The 24,303-nt window shown below is 72.0% G+C and carries 25 protein-coding genes; 15 read left to right on the forward strand and 10 right to left on the reverse strand.

Going from position 1 to position 24,303, the window contains the following annotated elements; all coding sequences use genetic code 11:
• The first annotated feature begins 269 nt into the window (after nt 1-269).
• Nucleotides 270-785, forward strand: a complete 516-nt coding sequence (locus J5X86_RS26625; RefSeq protein WP_208519243.1) for a CGNR zinc finger domain-containing protein — start codon at nt 270-272, stop codon at nt 783-785.
• Nucleotides 786-853: 68 nt separating this feature from the next.
• Here J5X86_RS26625 and J5X86_RS26630 read toward each other — a convergent pair whose 3' ends face one another.
• Together J5X86_RS26630 and J5X86_RS26635 are read right to left on the reverse strand one after the other, a co-directional pair.
• The gene (locus J5X86_RS26630) at nt 854-1,318 is read right to left on the reverse strand and encodes a hypothetical protein (RefSeq protein ID WP_208519244.1); all 465 of its coding nucleotides are present in this window, start codon (nt 1,316-1,318) and stop codon (nt 854-856) included.
• 26 nt (nt 1,319-1,344) lie between these two features.
• Nucleotides 1,345-2,406 (reverse strand): YafY family protein, encoded by a 1,062-nt coding sequence (locus tag J5X86_RS26635; RefSeq protein ID WP_208519245.1) that lies wholly within the window; start codon nt 2,404-2,406, stop codon nt 1,345-1,347.
• 118 nt (nt 2,407-2,524) lie between these two features.
• Between J5X86_RS26635 and J5X86_RS26640 the strand changes: the two genes are divergently transcribed.
• Nucleotides 2,525-2,932: a DUF3224 domain-containing protein gene (locus tag J5X86_RS26640; RefSeq protein ID WP_208519246.1), complete on the forward strand. Its 408-nt coding sequence runs from the start codon at nt 2,525-2,527 to the stop codon at nt 2,930-2,932.
• 13 nt (nt 2,933-2,945) lie between these two features.
• On the opposite strand, the gene J5X86_RS26645 is transcribed toward J5X86_RS26640, so the two are convergent.
• The 5 genes from J5X86_RS26645 to J5X86_RS26665 all read right to left on the reverse strand — a co-directional run bounded on the left by J5X86_RS26645 (nt 2,946) and on the right by J5X86_RS26665 (nt 6,703).
• On the reverse strand, nt 2,946-3,626 hold the full coding sequence (locus tag J5X86_RS26645; RefSeq protein ID WP_208519247.1) for a uracil-DNA glycosylase: 681 nt from the start codon (nt 3,624-3,626) through the stop codon (nt 2,946-2,948).
• Nucleotides 3,627-3,785: 159 nt separating this feature from the next.
• Nucleotides 3,786-4,547, reverse strand: a complete 762-nt coding sequence (locus J5X86_RS26650) for an SDR family oxidoreductase (RefSeq protein ID WP_208519248.1) — start codon at nt 4,545-4,547, stop codon at nt 3,786-3,788.
• 18 nt (nt 4,548-4,565) lie between these two features.
• Nucleotides 4,566-5,327: a 3-oxoacyl-ACP reductase FabG gene (gene fabG, locus J5X86_RS26655; RefSeq protein WP_078638886.1), complete on the reverse strand. Its 762-nt coding sequence runs from the start codon at nt 5,325-5,327 to the stop codon at nt 4,566-4,568.
• Between the two features lie 159 nt (nt 5,328-5,486).
• Nucleotides 5,487-5,882: a DUF3037 domain-containing protein gene (locus J5X86_RS26660; RefSeq protein ID WP_208519249.1), complete on the reverse strand. Its 396-nt coding sequence runs from the start codon at nt 5,880-5,882 to the stop codon at nt 5,487-5,489.
• Complete coding sequence (locus J5X86_RS26665) at nt 5,879-6,703, reverse strand: HipA family kinase (RefSeq protein ID WP_208519250.1); 825 nt, start codon at nt 6,701-6,703, stop codon at nt 5,879-5,881. Before J5X86_RS26665 ends, J5X86_RS26660 begins: the two co-directional genes overlap by 4 nt.
• 1,032 nt (nt 6,704-7,735) lie before the next feature.
• On the opposite strand from J5X86_RS26665, the gene rpmF reads away from it, so the two are divergent.
• Genes rpmF through J5X86_RS52070 form a run of 3 tightly spaced genes read left to right on the forward strand, consistent with a single transcriptional unit; the run spans nt 7,736 to nt 8,919 of the window.
• The gene (rpmF, locus tag J5X86_RS26670) at nt 7,736-7,906 is read left to right on the forward strand and encodes a 50S ribosomal protein L32 (RefSeq protein WP_208519251.1); all 171 of its coding nucleotides are present in this window, start codon (nt 7,736-7,738) and stop codon (nt 7,904-7,906) included.
• A 25-nt stretch (nt 7,907-7,931) separates the two neighbouring features.
• Nucleotides 7,932-8,033 carry a GTP-binding protein gene (locus J5X86_RS52065; RefSeq protein ID WP_308124739.1) on the forward strand — a complete coding sequence of 34 codons (102 nt, stop codon included), beginning with the start codon at nt 7,932-7,934 and terminating at the stop codon, nt 8,031-8,033.
• Between the two features lies 1 nt (nt 8,034).
• On the forward strand, nt 8,035-8,919 hold the full coding sequence (locus J5X86_RS52070; protein WP_279595403.1) for an ABC transporter ATP-binding protein: 885 nt from the start codon (nt 8,035-8,037) through the stop codon (nt 8,917-8,919).
• Nucleotides 8,920-8,935: 16 nt separating this feature from the next.
• On the opposite strand, the gene J5X86_RS26685 is transcribed toward J5X86_RS52070, so the two are convergent.
• The 3 genes from J5X86_RS26685 to J5X86_RS26695 form a co-directional block, all read right to left on the reverse strand.
• The gene (locus J5X86_RS26685; protein WP_208519252.1) at nt 8,936-9,718 is read right to left on the reverse strand and encodes a TIGR03943 family protein; all 783 of its coding nucleotides are present in this window, start codon (nt 9,716-9,718) and stop codon (nt 8,936-8,938) included.
• Nucleotides 9,715-10,788, reverse strand: coding sequence for a permease (locus J5X86_RS26690; RefSeq protein WP_208519253.1), 1,074 nt, complete (start codon nt 10,786-10,788; stop codon nt 9,715-9,717). The genes J5X86_RS26685 and J5X86_RS26690 overlap by 4 nt, the downstream gene beginning before the upstream one ends.
• Nucleotides 10,789-11,040: 252 nt before the next feature.
• Complete coding sequence (locus tag J5X86_RS26695) at nt 11,041-12,552, reverse strand: alpha/beta hydrolase (protein WP_308124731.1); 1,512 nt, start codon at nt 12,550-12,552, stop codon at nt 11,041-11,043.
• 100 nt (nt 12,553-12,652) lie between these two features.
• On the opposite strand from J5X86_RS26695, the gene J5X86_RS26700 reads away from it, so the two are divergent.
• The 10 genes from J5X86_RS26700 to J5X86_RS26745 all read left to right on the forward strand — a co-directional run bounded on the left by J5X86_RS26700 (nt 12,653) and on the right by J5X86_RS26745 (nt 24,273).
• Nucleotides 12,653-13,909, forward strand: a complete 1,257-nt coding sequence (locus J5X86_RS26700) for an ATP-grasp domain-containing protein (RefSeq protein ID WP_208519255.1) — start codon at nt 12,653-12,655, stop codon at nt 13,907-13,909.
• A complete protein-coding gene (locus J5X86_RS26705; protein ID WP_208519256.1) occupies nt 13,906-14,787 on the forward strand; it encodes a Rossmann-like domain-containing protein in 882 nt (293 codons plus the stop codon). Before J5X86_RS26700 ends, J5X86_RS26705 begins: the two co-directional genes overlap by 4 nt.
• Entirely contained in the window at nt 14,784-15,911 is a 1,128-nt protein-coding gene (locus J5X86_RS26710; protein WP_243981455.1) for a PLP-dependent cysteine synthase family protein, read from the forward strand. The genes J5X86_RS26705 and J5X86_RS26710 overlap by 4 nt, the downstream gene beginning before the upstream one ends.
• On the forward strand, nt 15,908-16,969 hold the full coding sequence (locus J5X86_RS26715; RefSeq protein WP_208519257.1) for an enolase C-terminal domain-like protein: 1,062 nt from the start codon (nt 15,908-15,910) through the stop codon (nt 16,967-16,969). The genes J5X86_RS26710 and J5X86_RS26715 overlap by 4 nt, the downstream gene beginning before the upstream one ends.
• Nucleotides 16,953-18,254 carry an MFS transporter gene (locus J5X86_RS26720; protein WP_208519258.1) on the forward strand — a complete coding sequence of 434 codons (1,302 nt, stop codon included), beginning with the start codon at nt 16,953-16,955 and terminating at the stop codon, nt 18,252-18,254. Before J5X86_RS26715 ends, J5X86_RS26720 begins: the two co-directional genes overlap by 17 nt.
• Entirely contained in the window at nt 18,251-19,075 is an 825-nt protein-coding gene (locus J5X86_RS26725) for a class I SAM-dependent methyltransferase (protein ID WP_208519259.1), read from the forward strand. The genes J5X86_RS26720 and J5X86_RS26725 overlap by 4 nt, the downstream gene beginning before the upstream one ends.
• Nucleotides 19,076-19,137: 62 nt before the next feature.
• Nucleotides 19,138-20,757 (forward strand): ABC transporter substrate-binding protein, encoded by a 1,620-nt coding sequence (locus tag J5X86_RS26730; RefSeq protein ID WP_208519260.1) that lies wholly within the window; start codon nt 19,138-19,140, stop codon nt 20,755-20,757.
• Nucleotides 20,754-21,707 (forward strand): ABC transporter permease, encoded by a 954-nt coding sequence (locus J5X86_RS26735; RefSeq protein WP_208519261.1) that lies wholly within the window; start codon nt 20,754-20,756, stop codon nt 21,705-21,707. Before J5X86_RS26730 ends, J5X86_RS26735 begins: the two co-directional genes overlap by 4 nt.
• Before the next feature lie 65 nt (nt 21,708-21,772).
• Nucleotides 21,773-22,648: an ABC transporter permease subunit gene (locus tag J5X86_RS26740; protein WP_208519262.1), complete on the forward strand. Its 876-nt coding sequence runs from the start codon at nt 21,773-21,775 to the stop codon at nt 22,646-22,648.
• Complete coding sequence (locus J5X86_RS26745; protein ID WP_374229294.1) at nt 22,645-24,273, forward strand: ABC transporter ATP-binding protein; 1,629 nt, start codon at nt 22,645-22,647, stop codon at nt 24,271-24,273. Before J5X86_RS26740 ends, J5X86_RS26745 begins: the two co-directional genes overlap by 4 nt.
• Nucleotides 24,274-24,303: the final 30 nt, after the last annotated feature.

The following is a 24,303-nucleotide window of genomic DNA, read 5'->3' on the forward strand; positions in this document are numbered from 1 at the left end:
TTCAGTGGTTACATAACTCAGTGGAGCACGCCGAGGATAACCAGTCAAGGAGACTTAGAGGGTTAGGTTGAATCCCGGGTCGCCGCCTCCGTACAGCGGCGCCCTGATTCCAGCCTCCGCCCGTCCGCGGCCGTCGGCCAGTGCGGTCGACACCGAGGCGCCGCTACCGCATAGCGGCCCGGCACCCGGCACCCGGTACCCGGCACCCGGCACAACCGCTCGCACGCTGCGCTAACCTGTCACGCGAGGCAAAACGGTTAGGACGTGTCATGGTGACCACGAAGGAGCAGCAGGACACGCTGCTGGAACTCCTCAACAGCACACCGGTGGTCCGCGGGGTCGTCCAGGACCAGCTTGCGGATCCGGAAACGGCGGGGCCCTGGCAGCAGGCGCACGGCGGCAGCGGCACCGCGGAGGAGCACGCCTGGCTCCTGCGGGCCCGGGACGCGCTGCAGGACGTGGTGCGCGGCGGCCGATCGGCCGCTTCACTGGCTCCGCTGCTCGACGGGGTCACCTCCCGCCCCGGGGTCTCCTCCGAGGGGGTGTCCTGGGAGCTCGACGCCCCGGAGGAGCGCCGGATGGCGGTGGAGGCGGTGATGGCCTGGAGCGCGCTACGGGAGACGATGTCCGGGCGGCTGCGCCCGTGCGCCAACCCGGAGTGCCGGCGCTTCCTCCTCGACCGCAGCAAGACCAACAAGGCCCGCTGGTGCTCGATGGCGGTCTGCGGCAACAGGATGAAGGCCAGGCGCCACTACCAGCGCACCCGCGACGGAGCGGCCGAGTAGCCGTCGCCACGGCAGCGGCAGCGACAGCGGCCGGAGCCTCCGGCCTGTGGTCAGCCTCTGGTCGGCCTCTAGTCCTCGACGGCGCCTTCCAGAGCCAGCGTCAGCCGCAGAATGGCGGCCCGTACCCCGTCGCCGTACGGGTCCTCGCCGAGCGCACCGGCGGCCGCACGCGCAAGCGCCAACTGGCCCCGGGCCGCCTCCTCCTGGCCCAGCTTCAGGTAGCCGGTGGCCACATTGAGGTGGAGGGAGGGGAAGAACGCACGCGGCGCCAGGGCACCGGTGAGCCCGTCGGCAGCGGCGAGCGCCCGCAGGTTCCAGATCAGCTCGTCGAGCGGATCGTCCTGGGTGTCCGCCAGATAGTGGGCGAGGGCGCAGCGGTGGAAGGGGGCGCCGTCCCGTTCGATCTCCTGCCACAGCGCGGCGAGGCGATTGCGGGCCTCCTCCCGGTCACCGCCCCGGTGCAGCATGACCGCCTGCCCGATCCGGGTCAGTACGGCATCGCCCTTGGGCGCCTCCCGCTGCGCTTCCGTCATCGCGGCCTCCCGTCCTTCGAGCGAAGCTAGGGGGTGTCCTGCGGATCATGCACCGTTCGCCCGGCCCCGTTCGGCGTGTCGTGGTTCGGCGGGGCCTCGGGGGTGTCGTCCTTCGGTGCGCCGTAGCGGCGGGCCAGTTCGGCGACGGCGCGGGCGAGGGCCGACCGCAGCTCGGGCGGCCCCAGCACCTCGGCGTCGGTGCCCAGCCGCAGCATGTCGTGGACCGCGACCGGCAGCGACTCCACGGGGAGGACGACACGCCGGCGCCCCCGGTCGTCGGGCGGGCCCGCCGCGGCCACCGCCTCCGTGCCCACCGCCCCGAACTGCATCGGGAGCAGCTTCACCCCGCGTTCGGAGAGCAGGAGTTCGGCCTCGCCCTGGAAGCGCGAGGACTCCAGGCGGCGGGACGACTCCTCCCAGTAGGCGGCGAGGTCGAACCCGGCGGGCCGTTCGAAGACCTCCTCCAGCACCTCGGCGGCGAGGATCCGGGAGACCCGGTAGCTGCGCACGGTGTCCTCGACCCTCGCCACCAGGTACCAGATGCCGCCCTTGAGGACGAGGCCCAGCGGGCACAGCTCCCGCCGCACCTCGCCGCGCCAGCGGCGGTAGTGCACCCGCAGGACCCGCAGCTCCCATACGGCCTCGGCGGCCGCCGCCAGATGGGGCACCGGCTCGGCGTCCCGGAACCAGCCCGGCGCGTCGAGGTGGAAGCGCTCCTGGATGCGGCGGGAGCGCTCCCCCAGCTCGGCCGGGAGCGCGGCCCGCAGCTTGAGCTGGGCGGTGGTGAGGTCGGCGCCCAGGCCCAGCTCGGCGGCCGGGCCCGGCATCCCGGCGAGGAAGAGCGAGTCGGCCTCGTCGCCGGTGAGCCCGGTCAGCCGGGTGCGGTAGCCGTCGAGCAGCCGGTAGCCCCCGGCCGGGCCGCGGTCTGCGTACACCGGCACACCGGACGCGCTCAGCGCCTCCACATCGCGGTAGACGGTGCGCACCGAGACCTCCAGCTCGGCGGCGAGCTCGGGCGCGGTCATCCGGCCCCGGTTCTGCAGCAGCAGAAGCAGCGAGAGAAGGCGGTCGGCGCGCATGCGGTCCATTGTGGCCGCCGTACCTGACAAAAGATGTCAGGTACGGCGGCCAGAGTGGCTTCCACAGCCGATCGACAGCCGATCCGGCCCCTGATCAGCCCCTGACCGGCCCCTGAAAGGACCCGCCATGACCACGCACACCACCGGCCACTTCACCTACGCCGACTGGAAGGAGACCGCCCTCGAAGAGGCCCAGGACGGCGGCGCGAAGCTGGCTCAGGCCGTGGTGACGAACGCCTTCTCGGGCGGCATCGAGGCACCGCGGACGAGCTGCGATTACGCGATCACCTATCTGTCCGAGAAGACCGGCGTCTGCTGCGGCTACGAGCTGCTGACCGGCACCCTCGACGGGCGCGCGGGCAGCTTCGTCGTACTGCAGCACGGCAGCTGGGGCGAGGACGCCACCGTCCACTGCACCTTCGAGGTGGTGCCCGGATCCGGCACCGGCGAGCTGACCGGGCTCACCGGATCGGGCACCTTCGCCGCCGTACGCGGGGAGACCGAGATCCCCTACAGCTTCGACTACACGCTCTAGCCGTGTGGTCCGGTCAGGCGCCGAGGTCCGGGATCCGCCAGTCGATCGGGGTGTGTCCCTGGGCCTTGACCGCCTCGTCGATATGGGTGAAGGGGCGCGAGCCGAAGAACTTCTTCGCCGACAGCGGGGACGGGTGCGCCCCCTTCACCACCGCATGCCGCGACGCGTCGATCAGCGGCAGCTTCTTCTGGGCGTAATTCCCCCAGAGCACGAAGACGGCCGGATCGGGGCGCGAGGCCACCGCGCGGATCACCGCGTCGGTGAACTTCTCCCACCCCTTGCTCTTGTGGGAGTTGGCCTCGCCGCCCCGGACCGTCAGCACCGCGTTGAGCAGCAGCACACCCTGCCGCGCCCACGGCATCAGATAGCCGTTGTCGGGCACCGGGTGGCCGAGCTCCTCCTTCATCTCCTTGAAGATGTTCCGCAGCGACGGCGGGGTCTTGACGCCCGGCCGCACCGAGAAGCACAGACCGTGGCCCTGACCCTCGCCGTGGTACGGGTCCTGCCCGAGGACGAGCACCTTCACCTGGTCGAACGGCGTGGCCTCCAGGGCGGCGAACACCTCCTCGCGCGGCGGGTACACCGGCCCCTTGTCCCGCTCCTCCTCGACGAACTCGTGGAGCTCCTTGAAATAGGGCTTCTCCAGCTCCTCGCCGAGGACCCCGCGCCAGGACTCGGGCAGCACATAGGGCACGTCTACAACCTCCGGTCGTGTTCCGTCTACGGCACAGAACCTACCGGCGGCCGCTGACAACGCCTCATGTGGACCGGGCACCGGCCCGCGGTGCCCAGCCCCATGTGGCCCCGGGCACCGACCTGCGTGCCCATGGCGCGGGGTCGGACCGGGCGCCGGTCAGCCGATCCCAGCACCCAGGAGGATGCCGCCGTCCACGACGAGCGTCTGGCCGGTGACCCACGCCGCCTGGTCGGAGGTGAGGAACGCGGCCGCGCCCCCGATGTCCTCCGGCGCGCCGAGCCGCTTCAGCGGATAGGCCGCGGCGGCCTCCTCCTCCCGCCCCTCGTAGAGGGCGGTGGCGAACTTGGTCTTCACCACCGCCGGCGAGATGGCGTTGACCCGCACCCGCGGGGCGAACTCCTGGGCGAGCTGCACCGTGAGGTTGATCATGGCGGCCTTGCTGACGCCGTACGCCGCGATGAACGGCGAGGACGACATCCCCGCGAGCGAGGCGATGTTGACGATCGTGCCGCCGTTCTCCTGCTGCCATGCCTTCCAGGTCCGCTGGGCGAAGCCCAGTGCCGAGACGACGTTGGTCTCGAAGACCTTACGGACCACATCGAGGTCGAGATCGGCGATGGGCGAGTAGACCGGGTTGGTGCCGGCGTTGTTGACCAGGTGGTCGATCCGCCCGAACGCCTCCATCGTCCGCTCGACGGCGGCCGCCTGGTGAGCCTGGTCATGGGCCTTCCCGGCGGCGTAGATCGCACGGTCGGGCCCGAGCCGCTCCACGGCCTCCTTGAGCGCGTCCTCGTTGCGCCCGGTGATGCACACCCGGTCGCCGCGGGCCACCATCGCCTCGGCGATGGCGTAGCCGATTCCCCGGCTCGCCCCGGTGATGAGCGCGGTCTTGCCGCTGTCCTGTATCTGCGCGGTCATCTGGTGGGTGACTCCTGATCAGTTGAGCGGGCCGCCGGCCACGTACAGGACCTGGCCGGAGACGAAACCGGCCGCCTCGCCGGTGAAGAAGGCGACCGCGTTGGCGATGTCGCCGGGCTCGCCGACCCGCTGCACCGGGATCTGGCTCGCGGCGGCCTTCTGGAAGTCGTCGAAGCCCATGCCGACGCGCTGGGCGGTCGCGGCGGTCATGTCGGTGGCGATGAACCCGGGCGCCACTGCGTTGGCGGTGACGCCGAACTTGCCGAGCTCGATGGCGAGGGTCTTGGTGAAGCCCTGCATTCCGGCCTTGGCCGCGGAGTAGTTGACCTGGCCGCGGTTGCCCAGCGCCGAGCTGCTGGAGAGGTTGACGATCCGCCCGAAGCCGGCGTCCACCATGTGCTTCTGGCAGGCGCGCGACATCAGGAACGCGCCCCGCAGATGCACGTTCATCACGGTGTCCCAGTCGGACTCGCTCATCTTGAAGAGCAGATTGTCGCGGAGCACGCCCGCGTTGTTGACCAGGATCGTCGGCGCGCCGAGCTCTTCGGCGACACGCGCGACGGCGGCCTCGACCTGCTCGGCGTCCGACACATCGCAGCCCACGGCGATGGCCTTGCCGCCCGCCTCGGTGATCTTCTCCACGGTGTCCGCGCAGGACCCCTCGTCGAGGTCGAGCACGGCGACGACGCGACCCTCCTCGGCCAGGCGCACGGCGGTCGCCGCGCCGATGCCGCGGGCCGCGCCCGTAACGATGGCAACGCGCTGCTCGGTGGTGGACATGCGGGTTCTCCCTCGCATCGATGGCGGCTCACCGTCCCGGCCCCGGGAGTGAGCAACCGCTTAGTCTCTCCTGCGCACGAGACGCTATGAGGCCCGCCACCGCCTGTCAACGACCGCCCTTATGTACTCGCTCACCTCCGGGCGCTTTCACCCGGTGTGTCACCGCACCAGCAGATCGAGCAACCGCTCGACCTCCGCCTCCGCGTCCGCCGTCAGCCCCGTGTGCACCGGCCCCGGCTGGACGACCGTGGAGCGCGGCGCGACCAGCCAGCGGAAGCGCCGTCCGGGGTCGTCCTCCGCCGCCTGGCCGGCCTGCTCTCCCCCGCAGCAGACGCACTCCACCGCGCGCAGCGCGGCCCGTACCGCCCGCACGTCCGCCGAGGGGTCGAGAGCGCGCAGCCGGTCCTCGTCCAGATGGACCCGGGCCGCCACGAAGGACGTGGCGCGGCAGTAGACGACGACGCCCGCGTTGATCTGCTCACCGCGCTCGACCCGGGGGACGACCCGCAGCACGGCGTATTCGAAGACATCCCGGCCGTTGTGGAACCCGCTCACTTCGACGCCTTTCCATCGACCCACACCCGCAGCCACTCCGGGGCCCTGGACGGCTCCTCGCCGGCGCGCTCGCCGAGCGTGATCCTCGCCCCGACCGTGGCCGCCCGCTCCAACAGCACCTCGACATAGGCGCGGCGCACCGCGTCCGGGCCGTCGAAGCCCGGCTCGTCGATCAGCCACTCGTCGGGGACGTCCGCCACCACCTCGGTGAGCAGCTCCTCGGTGATCAACGGCGCCAGGGCCTCGGCCGCCGCGGCGACGTCCGGTGCGAACGGCGCGAGGACATGCTCGGAGGCGTCGTACGGCTTGGTGGCGGCCTTGTCCAGGCCGCGCCAGCCGTGGTGCCAGATCATCGTGGCACCGTGGTCGATGAGCCACAACTGCCCGTGCCACACCAGCATGTTGGGGTTGCGCCAGGAGCGGTCCACATTGCCGATGAGCGCGTCGAACCACACGACCCGGCCGGCCTCCTCCGCGCCCACCTCGAAGGCGAGCGGGTCGAAGCCGAGCGAACCGGGGAGGTAGTCCATGCCCAGGTTGAGCCCGCCACTGGCCTTGAGCAGCTCCTGCACCTCCTGGTCGGGCTCGCTCAGACCGATCACCGGGTCCAGCTGGATCCGCACCAGATCCGGGACCCGCAGCCCCAGACGACGGCCCAGCTGACCGCAGACGACCTCGGCGACGAGGGTCTTGCGGCCCTGCCCGGCGCCGGTGAACTTCATGACATAGGTACCCAGATCGTCGGCCTCGACGATGCCCGGCAGCGATCCGCCTTCACGCAATGGCGTGACATAGCGGATCGCGGTGACTTCGGTCAACATTTTCCCAGGCTATCCGACTTACTGACCTTGCAATCCACGATTGACTTCGGGCAGGAACAAACCGAGGAAACCGCTGCCATAAGCCCTGGGGAGAATCCGGGGAGTTTCGCCCGGCACGCCGATCCCCCGCCTCCCCAGCAATCCGTCAAGCACGGTGCGCCCCTCGCTGCCGATGGCCGGACGGGAACTATTCGACCGGCGCAGCCGACTTGCAGGGCAGGCCAGCGCTCCCTGGCCGCAACGGCCGGTCCCGGATCGACGCACGCGTCGTTGACGATGGGAACCTGGTGACCGCGGGCGGCGTCACCAGCGGAATCGATCTGGCGCTATGGATGATCACCCGCGAGTGCGGGGCGTCCATCGCCACAAGCGTCGAGTCCGTCATGGAATACGAGCAGCGCGGTGTCGTCTGGCGAAACTCCTGATCGCCATCGCAGGGAAGCATCTTCACTGAACTCGGCATAGCGCAGCGGCGGCAGCCTGCGGGCCACCGACGTGCGCAAGGGTCGTTGGCCACGCCGGTTCACCGTATGGGCAGCGAGCCGCACGTGCTGTCCGAGGCCCAGGGCATCCCGCTCGCCGTCGCCGCGTCCACGGCGAACACGCACGACAGCCAGGCTCGGAAGCCGCTGACCCGCGCGACACCCGCCGTCCGTTCCCGACGCGGCCAGCCACGGTCCGGGCGATGGTGTCCAGATCCTGCCGGATGATCACTGCTGGGCCTCCGGTCGCTTCTTGACACAGCGGGGCACGCCGCAGCAGGTCCAGTACGCGCCCCCGGGTTTCCGGGGTGTTGCCGCACACCAGGCCCAGGAGACCCCGGCTCGCGTTCACACCGGCGCTCACTCCGCCGCCTGGGCAAGAGCGGTCACGACGGCGTGGGCGGTTCTGCGCACCCGTAGCAGCACCAGCGGCACATCTCCTCCTGGGTGACGACGTCACAGTGTCACCGCGGAGACTACATGGAAACGGTACCCATTTTCATATACGGTGCTGGTGACCACCCGCCGAACAGGAAAGGACCCTTACGTCATGGCCGTGCCCAAGCGGAAGATGTCCCGGAGCAACACCCGCCACCGCCGCGCGCAGTGGAAGGCGAGCACTCCGGAACTGGTGACGATCACCATCGACGGCCGCGAACACCGGGTGCCGCGCAACCTCGTCCCCGCCTACCGGCGCGGACTGCTGAGCCCCGAGGGCTGACCACCCGGTGCCCGACCAGCTTCCGGTGACGGTCCTGTCGGGTTTCCTGGGATCCGGCAAGACCACACTCCTCAGCCACCTCCTCAACAAACCGCGAAGGACTGCGGGTCGCGGTCATCGTCAATGACATGGGCGAGGTGAACATCGACGCCGCTCTCGTCCGCGACGGCGACGCGGCCCTCTCGCGCACCGAAGAGCGCCTGGTCGAGATGACGAACCGCCGCATCCGCTGCACCCTGCGGGACGACCTGCTGGAGGAGGCGGACCGGCTCGCCAGGGAGGGACGGTTCGGCTACCTCCTCATCGAGTCCAGCGGCATCTCGGAACCATGCCTGTCGCCGCGACGTTCGCGTTTCCGCGCGACGACGGCGCCACGCTGGGCGAGGTCGCGCGGCTCGACACCATGGTCACCGTCGTCGACGCCGCGGTCCTGCTCGGACGTGGACGGGGCGGATGCCTGGTCGCTGCCGGTACGACGACTGGCACGTACCCTGGCCGCCGTGGTCCAGGAGTCGGGCACCGACATCGACCTGACCGTTCGCGAGGTTGTCGCGATGGGCCGCACCCCGCGCAAGCGTCTGCTCGACGGCGACACCCCCGAGGGCGCCCGGCTCATCGACGCGGCCCTGGAGTCGGTCGACGCCACCGACCTCGCCGACCGCGCCTTCGACCGCCTCTCCGGAGGCGAACGCCGGCGCGTGCTCATCGCCCGCGCCCTGGCCCGGCGCCCCTCCCTGGTGGTCCTGGACGAACCGACCAACCATCTGGACATCCGCCACCAGCTGGAGGTACTCGGAGTTCTACGGCGACTGCCCGCCACCGTTCTGGTGGCCCTGCACGACCTCGACCTCGCCGCGTACTACGTGGCGCTACGACGATCACGCCGACTACGTCCACGACGGCCACCGCCACGCCCAGCACGAGGGCCACCGGGACCACCGCTGACCACGCCCCTGGCCGACGCCGCGATCGCCCTCGACGCAGAAAGCCCCAGGCCGACGGTCTGGGTCTGAGCCGTGTGCCCGCCTTTCACCGGCCGGGCCGGGTGGCCACCGCATCGTTGTACGGGTCCTTGGGCGCGGGAACACGCTTGACGGTCGTGGCGTCCAGGGCCGGGCTCGCGTCGTCCGTCCCGACCTTGCCGGTGGGGTGCCAGGTGCCGGTGACGGAGACCCAGGCATCAGCGGGTGGCGCCGCGGCCCCGTGCACCCGCACCTTGCGCACCGTCGCGTCGGCGGCGCAGCAGCTGATGGCCAGGCGGCTGACGTACCAGGTGCCGTGGTGGCCGGGGGTGACGAAGCCGGTGAGGCGGACGGTGTGCCCCCTGAGGGTGCCGCCGGTGTCCCAGACCGCCCGGGAGCTGAAGTCGTTCAGCGACAACTCGACGATCCCGTTCCGCGGGAGGGCGGGGAAGAGGCCGTCTCCGGCGGTGGGGGCCTTGGCCTTCGCCTCGTCACGGGCGGCGGTGTACGAACCGAGAGCGGGTGGCGCGAGAAACAGGATGGTCAGCGCCGGTACGTACAGCAACCAGGCGATCCGCGGCCCCTGAGCGTGATCGTGTCCATGGCCTTGGTGGCCACCGCCTTGGTGGCCACCAAGGCGGTGGTCGTGGTCCGTACGCGGGCGGTTGAAGGGAAAGCCGTCGCGGGCGGCGCTGACCGCGCCGAGCACGATCAGCAGCACCCCCGAGGCGATGAGCGCGGGCCGCAGGCCCGGGCGCACATAGCGCAGATACAGATCGGTCAGCAGCGAGATGTGCAGCAGACCGACACCGGTGAACAGGAGCAGCAGCACCTGGACGTTGCGCTTCACAGCAGCCACCACCCCGCCAGAGCACTGCACAACACCGCCACCACCCAGGTGGCCGACGAGAAACGCAGCGCGAAAGCCCGCCCGAAGGTGCCCGACTGCAGCGCGATCAGCTTCAGGTCGACCATCGGGCCGACCACCATGAAGGCGAGCCGGGCGCTGGGCGAGAACCCGGTGAGCGAGGCGGCGACGAACGCATCGGCCTCGGAGCACACCGCGAGGACCACCGCCAGCACCCCCAGCATGGGCACCGACAACCACACCGAGTCGGAGAAGAGCCGCAGCACGGAATGCGGCACCGCGACGTTGAACGTGGCCGCGGCCGCCGCGCCGACCACGAGGAACCCCCCGGCGTGCAGGAAGTCGTGCTGGAGCGAGACCCGGAACTCCTCCGCCCGGCTCGCGCCGGGGGTGTGCCCGGTGGGCCCCTTCGGGGCGCGCAGCCACTCCTCACGGCCCAGACGAAGCCACAGCCAGCCCATCACCACGGAGGTCAGCAACGAGGCGACGAGACGTGCCGCGACCATCCAGGGATTGCCAGGAAAGGCCACGTACGTCGCCATCAGCACTATCGGGTTGATGGCAGGGGCCGACAGCAGAAAGGCCAGCGCCGCCGCCGGGGTCACCCCGCGCCGCATCAAACTGCCCGCCACCGGAACCGACGCACACTCACATCCCGGCAGCACCGCCCCGGCCACCCCCGCGACCGGCACGGCAAGCGCCGGGTTGCGCGGAAGCACCCGGGTGAACACCCACGCCGGTACGAAAGCACTGATCGCGGCCGACACCAGAGTGCCGAGCAGCAGAAACGGCACCCCCTGGATGACGATCGCGGTAAACACCGTCCGCCACGCCGCCACCGCCCGGCTGTCGAGCCCGCCGGAGATCTCCGGCCCCAACACGATGGCGACGACACCGAACACCGCCACGGGCAGCCCCGCGATCAGCGCATGAGAGGCGACACGCGCGGCCGCACGCAGGCCGCCGCCCGCGTCGGGATGTGTGGCCGACGGCGTCCGATCATGGGCAGGGCTCTCGGGCAGCGGTGGCGCAACGTCGACATCCCTGTCCACTACGCCTCCCCTCACACAGGACTCTTCGTCACGGCGGCATCCGCAGCCACACCTTAGCGGCGGGGCTCATGCGCCACGTCTCACCGCGGTGTTCGATGCGCAGGGCGTTGAGGTGTGTGCGTGGTCTCGGTGCGTGCCTGGTCTCGGTTGGCGGCGGGTCGTCACATCGGGATCTCGAAGTGCACCGTGGCGCCGCCCGGATCCCGCCACACCAGCCAACTGAAAATGCTTTTTGAAAACGCTGGGCGTGGCTCACGGCACCGCGGGCAGGCCGGGCCCCGCACAGCGCACATCCGCCGTTGGCGCAGCCCCGTCGACGAGGTAGGCGGCTGTGACATTGTCCACGCAGGCGTTGCCTCGGCTGGCGAACACCCCGTGCGAGTAGTCGTTGTCGAGCGTCACCAGGCGCGAGCCGGGAAGCAGGCGGCGCAGCCGGCGGGCCCCCTCGATGGGTGTGACGGGGTCGTGGGCGGAGGCAACCAGGAGAGCGGGCGGCGCGTCGGGGCTGCCGAGCGGGGTGCGGCGGGCGGGGTGGTGGTGCCAGTAGGCGCAGGTGGTTGCCTCCATGCCGGTGAGGACCGGCTGGGGGTCGAGGCGTCGGGTGCGGTGGATGTCCGTCACGATCCGCCGGGGCGTGGGGCCGGGGCCGTCGGCGCACTTGACGATGCGGTTGGCGGCTTCGTAGTTGCGTGAGTCCGGGCCGGTGAAGTCCTCGGCGGGACGGAGTCCGCCGGGAGTGCCGTCGCGCAGATAGATTCGCAGCCCGTCGGCGAGGTCCGCCCAGCGTTCGGTGCGGCCGAGGGCGCGGTACACGGCTCGGTCGAACTCCGCGGGGCCGAAGCCGTCCACGGGGTCGGCGGTAAGTCCGTCGCGTACGCGCAGGTGGGCCCGGCGTACGGCCGCCGCGCTGCCGCCCAGGCGGAAGCGGTCCGCGTGGGCGGCGGTCCAGGCGAAGAAGGCGTCGCGCTGCCGCAGCAGTGCGCGGCTCTGGATCACGTCGAAGTCGTACCAGCCCCAGGGCCCTACGACGCTGTCCAGGACCATTCGGCCCGTGCGATGCGGGAAGGCGGCGGCGTAGGCCGCACCGAGGTAGGTGCCGTAGGAGACGCCGAGGAAGTTCGTCCGCCGTTCGCCGAGTGCGGCGCGTATCGCGTCCATGTCCCGTGCGGTCTGCTCCGTCGACAGGTACCGCAGTGCGTCGCCGGCGCCCGCCGCGCAGTCGTCGGCCAGGTTGCGCAGTGACACCAGGTGAGCCCGCTCAGCCGTCGGGCCGACGGGCACGGGGTCCGCGCCCGGGGCGGCGAAGAGACCGCCCATCGGACCGCAGTCGACGGGTGCGCTCTGCCCGACGCCGCGCGGGTCGAGGCCGATGACGTCGTACGAACGGCGCACGCTCACAGGGAGTTTGGCCCGTTTGGTGACCGCGTAGGGGAGCCCGGAGCCGCCCGGCCCACCGGGGTTGACCAGCAGGATGCCGCGCCGCTCGGCAGGGGCGCCAGAAGCACGGACGCGTGAGACGGCGATCTCGATGCGCGGTCCCCGGGGGCGGTTCCAGTCCAGCGGCACGCTCAGCCGCCCGCATTCGACGTGCTCCGGCGCGGGCGGATCGGGCACGGATTCGGGACAGGCGCCGAAACGGAGTGCGGATGCCGAACCGGCGGAGGGGACACGGGCGGCGGACTGGGCGGGCGCGGCGGGGGCGACAGTCGCGGCGATGGCCGCCAGGGCGCACAACAGGGCCGTGCGGTGCGTGGGTGAGGTCACAACGTTTTCTTCCTCGGCGTGCATGGAGTCAGATGACAATGAAAACGATTATCGATAGCGTGGCCGCCACGTTATCCCACACGACTGGAAAAGGGGAGCTGTGGCTCATCTGTTGGTGGTAGAGAGCTGGGTCGGATCGATGAGCAGACTGCTGCCACGGGCGATACGCGAGAGTGGGCACGAGTTCACCTTCCTCACTCGCGACCTGCACCACTACCTGCGCTCCGCCCCCGAGGGCACGGCGCACCCGCTGCTCGGGGCGCGCAACGTGATCACTGCTGACACCAATGACACCGAGGCGCTGCTGCCGGAGGCCGAGCGGCTGCACGCGGTGTTCGGTTTCGATGGGGCGATCACGTCCTGCGACTACTACCTGCCGACGGTCGCGCGGATCGCCGGGCACCTCGGCCTGCCCGGCCCGGCCCCTGAGGCGGTCCGGAACGCCTGCCGCAAGGACGCCACGCGCCGCGTCCTCGCCGAGGCCGGGGTGCCCGGGCCCCGTTTCGCCGTGCACGAGGAGTGGGCCGACATCGCCCGGGCCGCGCGGGAGATCGGCTACCCGCTGGTCGTCAAGCCCGTCGACCTGTGCGCGGGCATGTACGTACGGCGCGTGGACGACGAGACCCAACTCGCCGCCGCCTTCGGTGCGTTGGCCGACTTCCCGGTCAATGCGCGCGGACAGCGACGCCCGCCCGCGGTCCTGCTCGAAGAGTTGCTGGACGGTCCCGAGGTGAGCGTCGAGACGGTGTCGCACGGGGGCGCGGTCCATGTGGTGGGCGTGACCGACAAGAGCGTCGGCGGGGCGCCCGCGTTCATCGAGACCGGGCATATGTTCCCCGCCGCGCTGACGGCCGTCGACACGGAGGCCGCCGAGCAGACCGCGCTGGGTGCGCTGGGGGCGCTCGGGCTGACCGACGGCCTGGTGTCACACACCGAGATCAAGCTGACGTCCGCCGGGCCACGTGTGGTCGAGGTCAACCCGCGGCCGGCCGGGAACCGCATCACCGAACTCGTCCGCCACGTCACCGGCATCGACCTCGCCGCCGCCTGCGTGGACGTGGCCCTGGGGCGCGCCCCCGATCTGCGGCGCACGGACACCGGGCTGCGCAGCGCCGCCATCGGCTTCCTCGTGCCGGAGCACACGGGCACGCTCGGCTCGCTGGACGGCGCGGGGCCGCGGGATGCTCCCGGCGTGCTGGAGGTCCAGCTCGCGGAGCCCGGCAGGCAGGTGAAGGCGGCGGGCAGCAACAACGAGTACCTCGGGCATGTGATGGCCGGGGACCCGGAGGGGGCCGGAGCCCGGGACCGGGTCGAGGCGCTGCTCGCCGAGGTGCGGTCCGGACTGGTGATCCGATGACCGCCGCCACCTCCGGCATATCCGCCGTCGACTCCGCCCCGGCCCTTTCCGCGGCCCGTGTGAGGACGTACGACGATCTCGTGACGCGTGTCCGGGCCGGCGAACTCGGGCCCGACCCGCGCACCCGGCGGATCGCCGTGGCGTTCACCACGCGGCAGGCCGTACGGCACGACGGGCGCGGCACCGGCTACCGCAACGAGGTTCTCAGCCTGCGGCTCGCCGGAGCCGTCGGCTCGTGCGCGGTCGAGCCCGGCGCCCTGTCCGACAGCGCCGTGGAGGAGTGTGTCGGCGCCGATGTGGCCGAGCTGCTGGACCATCCGCTGCTCCCGGTGCGCGTGGCCGCGCTCGACGCCTACCTGATGCACATCACTCCGCACAGCCCGGAGCACGGGGCACGTCCGGTCGTTCTCCCCGCCGGGACATCCCTGGAGAAGTCCCGGGCACGGGCTCGGGCCGTCGTCGAACTGCTCGACCTGCCGCCGGGGGCGACGGTGCTCGTGGTCGGCGTCGTCAACTCCCTTCTGGAGGAGCTTCGTTCGCACGGAATCGGCTATGTGCCGTGCGACCTCAAGGGCGGGGTGACGGAGTGGGACGAGCCGGTCGTCACCGACGCGCTCGCCGCGGCCGCCCGCTGCGACGCGCTGCTCGTCTCCGGGATGACCCTGGGCAACGGGACCTTCGAGCCGCTGCGGGAGCACGCGCTGCGGCACGGCAAGCGGCTGGTGCTGTTCGCGCAGACCGGCAGCGCCGTACTGCCCCGGCTCCTGGGGCACGGGGTGAGCGCGGTGTGCGCCGAACCGTACCCGTTCTTCTGGCTGGACGGCGGCCCCGGCACCGTCCACCACTACCGCGCCGACCGCCCCGGAGGTGCCCGATGACCACGACAGCCGTCCGTCCCACCGCCCGCCGGGAACTGCTCGCCCTGCTCGGCCGCACCCCCGTGGTCCGCATCGCCTCCGATCTGCCGGGGCCGCACCCCGGCTTCTGGGCCAAGCTCGAAGGACTCGCGGCGGGCGGCATGAAGGCGCGGGCCGCGGTGTCGATGCTGCTGGGCGCCCGCGAGCGCGGGGAACTGCGGCCCGGCGCACCGGTGGTGGAGTCCACCTCCGGCACGCTCGGCATCGGGCTCGCCTTCGCCGGACAGGCCCTTGGCCACCCCGTCGTGCTGGTAGGCGACAGTGAACTGGAACCGTCCATGCGGCAGTTGCTGCGCACTCACGGAGTGCGGCTGGAGCTGGTGGACCGTCCGGCGGAGAGAGGCGGCTGGCAGGCCGCCCGCCTCGCCCAGCTGCGGGAGCTGCTCGCCGAACTGCCCGGCGCGTACTGGCCCGACCAGTACAACAACCCCGACAACACCGCCGGTTACGCCTCGCTCGCCGCCGAACTCGCCGCGCAGCTCGACCACCTGGACATCCTGGTGTGCAGCGTGGGCACCGGCGGCCACAGCGCGGGGATCATCGGTCCGCTGCGGCGGCACTGGCCCGCGCTACGGCTGATCGGCGTCGACGCCACCGGCTCAACGATCTTCGGCCAGCCCGCGCGGCCCCGGCTGATGCGCGGCCTGGGCAGCAGCATCCACCCGCGCAACGTCGCCTACGACGCTTTCGACGAGGTCCACTGGGTCGGTCCGGCGGAGGCCGTGGACAGCTGCCGTCGGCTCGCCCGGGGGAGTTTCGTCAGCGGCGGCTGGAGCACCGGTGCGGTCGCGCTGGTCGCCGCCTGGGCCGCCCGTGTCCACCCCGGAGCGGTTGTCGCCACCGTCTTCCCCGACGGCCCGCACCGCTACCTCGGCAGCGTCTACGACGACGACTTCGCCGCCGCCCACGGTCTCGACCCGGCCACGGCGGCCACCCGGCCCGTGGAGATCCCGCACCCCGGCACGGCCGAGGCCACCGGCTGGACGCGATGTACGAGGGTCACCGACCCCTTGCGGGCCGACCTGCTGGGGCCCGTCCCACTGGAGGCCGTCCCCGCCCACCACCACCTGGAAGAAGACCTGTGAAGGCCAGTCAGCGCACCATCCATCTGCGACTCACCGAGCCGCTGCGCATCTCCCGCTCGACGATGGCCGCCCGCGACGCGGTATGGCTCAGCGTCGAACACGACGGGGTCAGCGGCCACGGCGAGGCCGTCACCAGCGTCTACTACGGTCTCGACGCCGCCGCCCTGCGACGCCTCCTCGCGGCAGTCGGCACGGATCTCGTCCGCCATCGCGACCCCGAGAGTGCCCTGGAAGCCCTGCGAGCGGGCGAGTTGGCCGGTGCGAACACGCCCCCGGCCGTGACCGCCGCCCTGGACGCGGCGCTCCTCGACCTCGTCGGCAAGCGCGCGGGCGCCCCCGTGCACCGCCTCCTCGGCACTCCGGAACCTCCCGTCGCCGCCACCGCCCGCACCATCGGCATCACCTCGCCGAGCCGTGCCGCGGCCGAGGCCCGCCGCCTGGCCGCACGCGGCTTCGAGGTGCTCAAGGTCAAGGCGGGAACTCCCGATCCCGAGGACGACGTGGAGCGCGTACGCGTCATCCGCGACGCGGCCCCCGACGCCCGGCTGCTCCTCGACCCCAACGGCGCCTGGACCGTGGCGCAGGCCCTGGCCCTGCTGCCGCGGTTCGCCGAACTCGGCGTGGAGGCCGTCGAACAGCCCCTCGCGCCCGGCCACCCGGACACGCTGGGAGCCCTCGCCGAGCGCTCACCCGTACCGATCATCGCCGACGAGGACGCCGTGGACCTGGAGGACGTACGCCGTCTTGCCGGACGCGTCCAGGGCGTCAACGTCAAGCTCGCCAAGTGCGGCGGGGTGCACGCCGCCCTGCGCATCGCCGAGACGATCGAGAGCAGCGGCACCGCGCTGATGCTCGGCTGTCTGACCGCCAGCAGCCTCGGCCTGGCGCCCGCCGTCCACCTCGCCGACCGCGCCCGCTGGGCCGACCTCGACGGACACCTGCTGCTGGCCCGCGACCCGTGGTCGGGCATCGGCGGGGCCGACGGTTTCGTCCGCGCGAACACCCTTCCCGGACTGGGAGTTCAGCCCCGGGAGGTGAGCCGTGAAGACATGGCATGAAATGCGCCGCTTCCCCCTCGCGATCCAGCTCCTGCTGGTCAACCAGCTCGGCGTCAACACCGGCTTCTACCTGCTCATCCCCTACCTCGCCACCCACCTCGACGAGAACCTGGGCATGTCGGCCGCCGTCGTCGGCATCGTCCTCGGCGTACGCAACCTGAGCCAGCAGGGTCTGTTCATCATCGGCGGCTCGGCCGCCGACCGGCTCGGCGCACGCGGCGTCATCATCGCCGGATGCGCCCTGCGCGCGGTCGGATTCGGGCTGTTCGCGCTCGGCGACAGCCTCTCCGTCCTGATCGCCGCGTCCGTGCTCAGCGGGTTCGCCGGGGCGCTGTTCAACCCGGCCGTGCGCGCCTACATCGCGCAGGAGGCGGGAGAGCGCAAGGCCGAGGCGTTCGCCCTGTTCAACGTCTTCGCCACAACGGGCGCGTTGATCGGTCCGCTGCTCGGCAGCGCGCTGCTCCTGGTGGACTTCCGCACCTCGGCCCTCACCGCCGCCGGAATCTTCGCGGTCCTCACCGTGGCGCAGGCCCTGGTGCTGCCCGCGCGCCACGTGGAGCCGAGCAAGGGCACGGTGCTCTCGGACTGGCGCGAGGTGCTCGGCCACCGCGCCTTCCTGGCGTTCGCGCTCGCCATGGTCGGCATGTTCACCCTGGAGAACCAGCTCTATCTGCTGCTGCCCGACGGAGCACGCCGGGCCACCGGCTGGGACGGCGCCGCCGGGCTCGTCTTCCTCGTCGGCACCCTCGCCAACCTCGCGCTCCAGCTGCGCATCACCAGCGCCCTGAAGGTGAGCGGTGACCGGGCGCGCTGGATCGCCGCGGGGCTCGGTCTGATGGCGCTGGCGTTCGTGCCGCCCGCGCTGGTGGCGGGTGGCTCCGGCGGCCCGGACGGCACCGCCGACGCGGTACTGCGCGCTCTTCCCGTGCTGATCGGGGCCACGCTGCTCTACCTCGGGGTGATGGTCGCCCAGCCGTTCGTGATGGAACTCGTCCCCGGCTTCGGCCGACCCGAACTGACGGGCACCTACTTCGGCATCTTCTACGTGGTCTCTGGCATCGCCGCCGCCCTCGGCAACACCCTCGTCGGCTGGGCCATGGACGCCGGCGAGCGGGGCGACGCCGACTGGCTGCCCTGGGCGTGCTGCGCGCTGTTCGGGCTCGCCTCCGCACTCGGCGTGGCCTGGCTGCACCGGCTGGGCTCACTGCCGACGACGCCGAAGCCCGCCACACCGGACGCGGTATCCGGCCACACCGGACGCGGCGTGACGAGGGAGAGGACATGACTACCTCCACGACGGGGGCGGATGCGCAGAATCTGCTCACCGACAACCCCGAGCTGTACGAGGCCAGGTTTCCCGACCCCGAGCGGCTGGCCGGCCGATGGACGGAGGACTGCCTGCGCCGGCACGGGGCCGGACCGCGCGTCCTCGACCTGGGCTGCGGCACCGGCCGCGACGCCGCCCACCTCCACGGCGCGGGCCGCGAGGTGACCGGGGCGGACCTCTCCGAGGCGATGCTCGCGCACGCCCGCGGGCACCACCCCGGACCCGAGTACGTCCGCGCCGATCTGCACACGTTCGACCTGGGCCGGGGCGTGTCCGACGCCGTGGTGTGCCTGGACAGCGCGCTGCTGTACTGCCACACCAACGCCCAGCTCGACGGCTTTCTGTCGTCCTGCCGGCGCGCCCTCGTCCCGGGCGGGCTGCTCGTCGCGGAGATACGCAACGGCGCCTACTTCCTCGGCCGTACGGACCTGCTCGACGCAGCCACGGTCGGTGAGTTCACCTGGCGGGGCACCGGCTACCGGTCCACCACCACGCTCACGGTCGACCGCACGGCCCAGCTCCTGCGCCGTACCCGCGTATGGACCGCGGACGACGGATCCGCGCCCGTGGAACAGCGCTCCGCGTGGCGGCTGCTCTTCCCGCAGGAGCTGCGCCACCTCCTGGGCGCGCACGGCTTCGAGGTCCTGGAGTTGCACGACGGACCGGGTCCGCGCACCGAGCCGCCCTGGCGCGAGGGCCACTCCCCCGGCGCTACGGCCGACGCCGACCGGCTGCACGTGGTGGCCCGCGTCACCGAGCCCGCCCCCTCGGCGCCCTGAGGGCCGCATCCGACGCCCGCCCCGTATCCCACCGGCACTTCCCACACCCCGAGGACAACCGCATGCATGACGAACCCGCTCGCCACCTTTCCCCCGTGGGCGATCACCCGGACGAGCACCACTTCCCCGGCCTGCGCCGCCGCGGCTTCCTCGCCGCCACCGGCGCCGCATCGCTCGGCGCCTTCGCCCTCACCGGATGCGGCGGCACCGACGACACCGCGGGAGCGGACGGCAGCGCCGACACCCCCCGGCGTGGGGGACGGCTGCGCGCCGCGTTCGCCGGCGGCGGTGCGAGCGAGACCCTCGACCCGCACCTGGCCAACCTCTTCGCCGATGTCGCCCGCGCGAAGGCCCTCTACGACAAACTCGCCGACTACGGCGCCGACCTGTCCGCCCAGCCACGTCTCGCCGAGAAGTGGGAGGCGAACAAGACCCTGGACCGGTGGCAGGTCACCCTCCGCAGGGCCACGTTCCACGACGGTCGGCCGGTCACCGCCAAGGACGTGCTCCACAGCTACCGCCGGATCGCCGATCCCCGGAAGGCGTTCCGCGCCAAGGCGTCCCTGGAACCCATCGACCTCGGCGCGAGCCGCGCGACCGGCGAACGGGGCATCGAGTTCGTCCTCAAGCGGCCCACCGCCGAATTCCCCAACATCCTGGCCGCGTTCGGCGCGTACATCGTGCCGGCGGACGCCACCGGCTTCGACAAGAAGCCGATCGGCTCCGGCCCGTTCCGCTTCGTGTCCTTCGCCCCGGGCCGGTCGGCCGTCTTCCGCCGCAACGAGGACTACTGGGACGGCGCCCCGCACCTCGACGAGCTCGAGTTCGTCGTCGCCAACGAGGAGTCCGCCCGGGTCAACGCGCTCCTCGGCGGACAGGTCGAGTACGCCCACGAACTCAACCCCACCACCGCCCGCGCCCACGAGGGCAGGGGGCAGATCACCATCGTCCGGCTCCGGGGCAGCGACATGCAGGGGTTCGCGATGAAGACCGACCGGGCCCCTTTCGACGACAAGCGGGTGCGCCAGGCGTTCTTCCTGATCGCCGACCGCAAGGAACTCCTCGACGGCGCCCTGTCGGGCGCGGGGGTGATCGGCAACGATCTGTTCGGCAAGGGCTACGAGTACTACGCCGACAGCCTCCCGCAGCGCGAGCAGGACCTCGACCGGGCTCGCGCCCTGCTGAAGGCGGCCGGTGCCGAGAAGCTGAAGGTCACCCTCGACACCTCGGCGGTGGCCGCCGGGTTCACCGAGTCCGCGAGCATCTTCCGCGACCAGGCCGCGAAGGCGGGCGTCACGATCGACGTGAAGATGGGCAGCAAGGACTCGTACTGGAGCGACATCCTGGACGGCGGCACCCTGTGTTCCTACCGCTCCGGTGCCATGCCCATCGAGGCCCATATCTCCCAGCGGCTGCTCACCGACTCCACCACGAACGCCACCAAGTGGCACCACAAGGACTTCGACGCGCTCTACCAGCGGGCCCAGTCCACCAAGGACAAGGCCGAGCGCACGGGCGTCTACGAGCGCATGCAGCGCCGCCTGTACTCCGAAGGTGGCTTCCTGGTCTGGGGCTTCGCCGACTGGATCCTCGGAACCGCGCGCAACGTCAGGGGGGTTGAGTCCAAGGCGCCCGCCAACACCCTCGACTGGGCACGCTTCGACAAGGTGTGGCTCGCATGAGCGGACTGCGCTCCTTCGTCGCCCGGCGGCTGCTGCTCGGTGTCGCGCAGACCGTGGCCGTGGTGCTGCTGGTCTTCGCGCTCACCGAGGCGCTGCCGGGCGATGCCGCGGTCGCCCTGGCCGGCGACCAGCCCGACCCCGCGCGTATCGCGGCCATCCGTGAGGCCCTCCACCTGGACCGGCCCGCCCACGAACGACTGACCGACTGGGCCGCGGGCCTGCTCCACGGCGACCTCGGGACCTCGCTCACCTCCGGCCGCCCGGTCAGTGCGTACCTCGCCGACGGCTTCGGGCCGACCCTGCTGCTGGCCGCGCTCACCGTGACGCTGCTCGTCCCGATCGGCTTCGGCCTCGGGGTGCTGGCCGCACGGTACGAAGGCCGCCTGGTAGACCGGCTGGTCAGCTCGGTGACGCTCGCCGTGTACGCGGTGCCCGAGTTCGCCCTCGGGGTGCTGCTGGTGACCGTCCTCGCGCTCCGCCTCGACTGGCTGCCACCGACCGCCGTCGGCTACGGCACCGACCTGCTCGGCCACCCGGCCGCGCTCGTACTGCCCGTGCTCGTCCTGCTGTCCCGGCCGGTGTGCTCGCTGTCCCGGCTGGTGCGCGCCGGCATGGTCGACGCGCTCGCCTCCCCGTACGTGGCACAGGCCCGGCGCTACGGCGTCTCCGGGGCCAAGGTCCGTTACGCCCACGCCCTGCCGGCCGCCCTCGCCCCCGCCGCCCAGCAGTTGGCCCGCACCATCGACTGGCTGCTGTGCGGCGTTGTCGTCGTGGAGGCCCTGTATGTGATCCCGGGCCTCGGGACCGTCCTGCTGAACGCCGTCGCCGAGCGGGACGTGCCCGTCGTCCAGGGTCTCGCCGTCGTCTTCGGCGTCCTGACCGTCGTCCTCAACCTGGGCGCGGACCTGGTGACCCATCGGCTGGCGCCCCGGGCGGGGGTGGCCGCATGAGCTTCCCTCCCGTCGCGGGTCCCCCGCGGGGCCCGTCTCGCACCCCGGGCGCAGATGTCCGCCCAATGCCGCTGCCCGGCCGTGCGGCGAAAGGGCGTACAGGCCGCTTCGCGCTCGGCGTCGCCGTCGTCTCCGTACCCCTCGTGCTCGCCCTTCTCGGGCCGGTGTTCGCGGGCCCCCCGGGCCCGCGGACCGCGTCCTTCACCCTCGGGGTCGGCCACTGGCTCGGTACCGACTTCGTGGGGCGGGACGTGTGGCGGCAGGTGCTGCACGGCGGGCGTCCGGTCGTGCTGACCGCGCTCGCCGCGACCGCGCTGTCCTATCTCGTCGCCCTCCCGGTGGGCCTGGTCTGCGCGCTCACCCACCGACGCTGGCTGGAGGAGCTGCTGATCCGGCCCCTGGACGTCCTGCTCGCCGTGCCCTCGCTGCTGCTGGTCCTGCTCGTCGCCTCGGTACTCTCCCTCGGCGCCGTCGGCCTCGCCCTGCTGGTCGCGCTGGTCAACGTGCCCGACGCGGTCCGTATCGTGCGGGCCACCGCCGCCGAGGCCGCCGCCCGCCCGGCGGTCGAGGCGCTGCGCATGCAGGGCGAGACCTGGTGGCGCATGGCCGTCGGCTACGTCGGGCGCTCCATGCTGCGCACCCTGGCCGCCGACGCCGGCACCCGACTGACCGGCGTGCTGTACCTGGTCGCCACGGCCGCGTTCCTCGGCGTCGGGGTCGCGCCGGACGCCGCCGACTGGGCGGTCATGGTCGACCGTAACCGCACCGGACTGTTCGTCCAGCCATGGGCCGTGGTCGTCCCCGCCGTACTGATCGTCGCCCTGACGATGGGCACCAACCTCCTCTTCGACGCCGCGCTCGCGGGCAGCCGACGGCCCGCACGGGGCCGGGGCGCGAGGACCAGGATCAACCGGAACCGGGCAGGAGAGCCACGTCCGTGAACCACGAGAACGACACCACAGCCCCGGCCGGGCGCCTCGGCTTCGACGCCGGGGCCGTGGGCCTCGACGCCGGGCCCGTCGCCGAGACCCGCGAGCTGCGCGTGGAGATCGACGGCAGGGCGATCGTCGACGGCGTAAACCTCGAGGCCCGGCCCGGCAAGATCACCGCCCTGGTGGGTGCTTCCGGCAGCGGCAAGACCACCACCGGCCTCGCCCTGCTCGGTGAGTACCCGCCCGGCGCGCGGATCGGCGGCGACGTCCGTCTGGCCGCCGGGGGTCTGGTCGGCTACATCCCCCAGCACCCGGCGGCCGTCCTCAACCCCGCCCGCCGCGTCTCCGCCCTCCTGACCGATATCGCCCGCTCCCAGGTACGCCACCTTCCCCGCGGCCGGCGCCGGGAAGCGGCCCGCGAACGCGTCCTACGCGCCCTGGCGGAAGCCCAGCTCCCGGACGGCGAGGCCCTGCTGCGGCGCTACCCGCACCAGCTCTCCGGCGGCCAGCAGCAGCGCGTCGTCCTCGCCCAGGCGCTCCTGCTCGGCGCCCGCGTCATCGTCGCCGACGAGCCCACCACCGGCCAGGACGCCCTGACCAAGAGCCGCATCGTCGACCAACTGGCGGCCGTCGCCGCACGGGGCATCGCCGTCGTGCTGCTCAGCCACGACCTGGACGTGGTCCGCGCTCTCGCCGACGACGTCCTGGTCATGCGCGCCGGAAGGATCGTGGAATCGGGCCCCGCCGAACGCCTATGGAGCGCACCCCGCCATCCGTGGACCCGCGAACTGCTCACCGCACACGCGGATTTCACACCCCCCGGCCCCGCAGGCGGAACCGGGGAGCCGGTCCTGCGGATACACGACCTCATCGCCCGGCACCGCGACGGCGGCGGTACCCACGGCCGACCGACCACGGTGCTGCGCGTCCCAGAAATCGCCCTGCACCCCGGCGCATGTCTGGCCGTCGTCGGCCGCTCGGGCAGCGGAAAGACCACACTCGCCCGCTGCCTGGCCGGACTCCACCGGGACCACGAAGGGGAGATATTCCTCGACGGCACCGCTCTCCCCCGCACGCTGCGCACCCGCGACCGCGCACAACTGGCGGCCGTGCAGTACGTCTTCCAGGACTCGCGCGCCGCCTTCGACGAGCACCGTCCCGTCCTGCACCAGGTCGCCCGCACCGCGATACGCCTGCGCGGCACCGACAAGGACACGGCACGGCAGGAGGCCCTGACCACCCTGACCCGCCTCGGCCTGCCGGAGGAACTGGCCGACAGACATCCCGGTCAGCTCTCCGGCGGCGAACTCCAGCGCGCCGCCCTCGCCCGCGCCCTGCTCGCCCGGCCTCGCGTCCTCATCTGCGACGAGATCACCTCCGGCCTCGACACCATCAACCGCCGCGGCCTCCTGGAGCTTCTCGCCCAGTTGCTGCGTGACCGCGACGACCTTTCGCTGGTCCTCATCACCCATGATCTGGACATCGCGGCCCTCGCCCACCGCATCGCGGTCCTCGACGCCGGAGAACTCGTCGAGCAAGGGACGGCCCCACACGTACTGGCCACACCGGAACACCCCTTCACCATCTCCCTCATGCAGACCACGGCACGCCTGGGAGCAGGAACAAGGCGGTGACCGGTTGCCGAGGGACGCTCGCGACGGGAG

The sequence above is a fragment of the Streptomyces sp. NEAU-YJ-81 genome, from assembly GCF_017592595.1.
Lineage (GTDB): Bacteria > Actinomycetota > Actinomycetes > Streptomycetales > Streptomycetaceae > Streptomyces > Streptomyces hygroscopicus_B.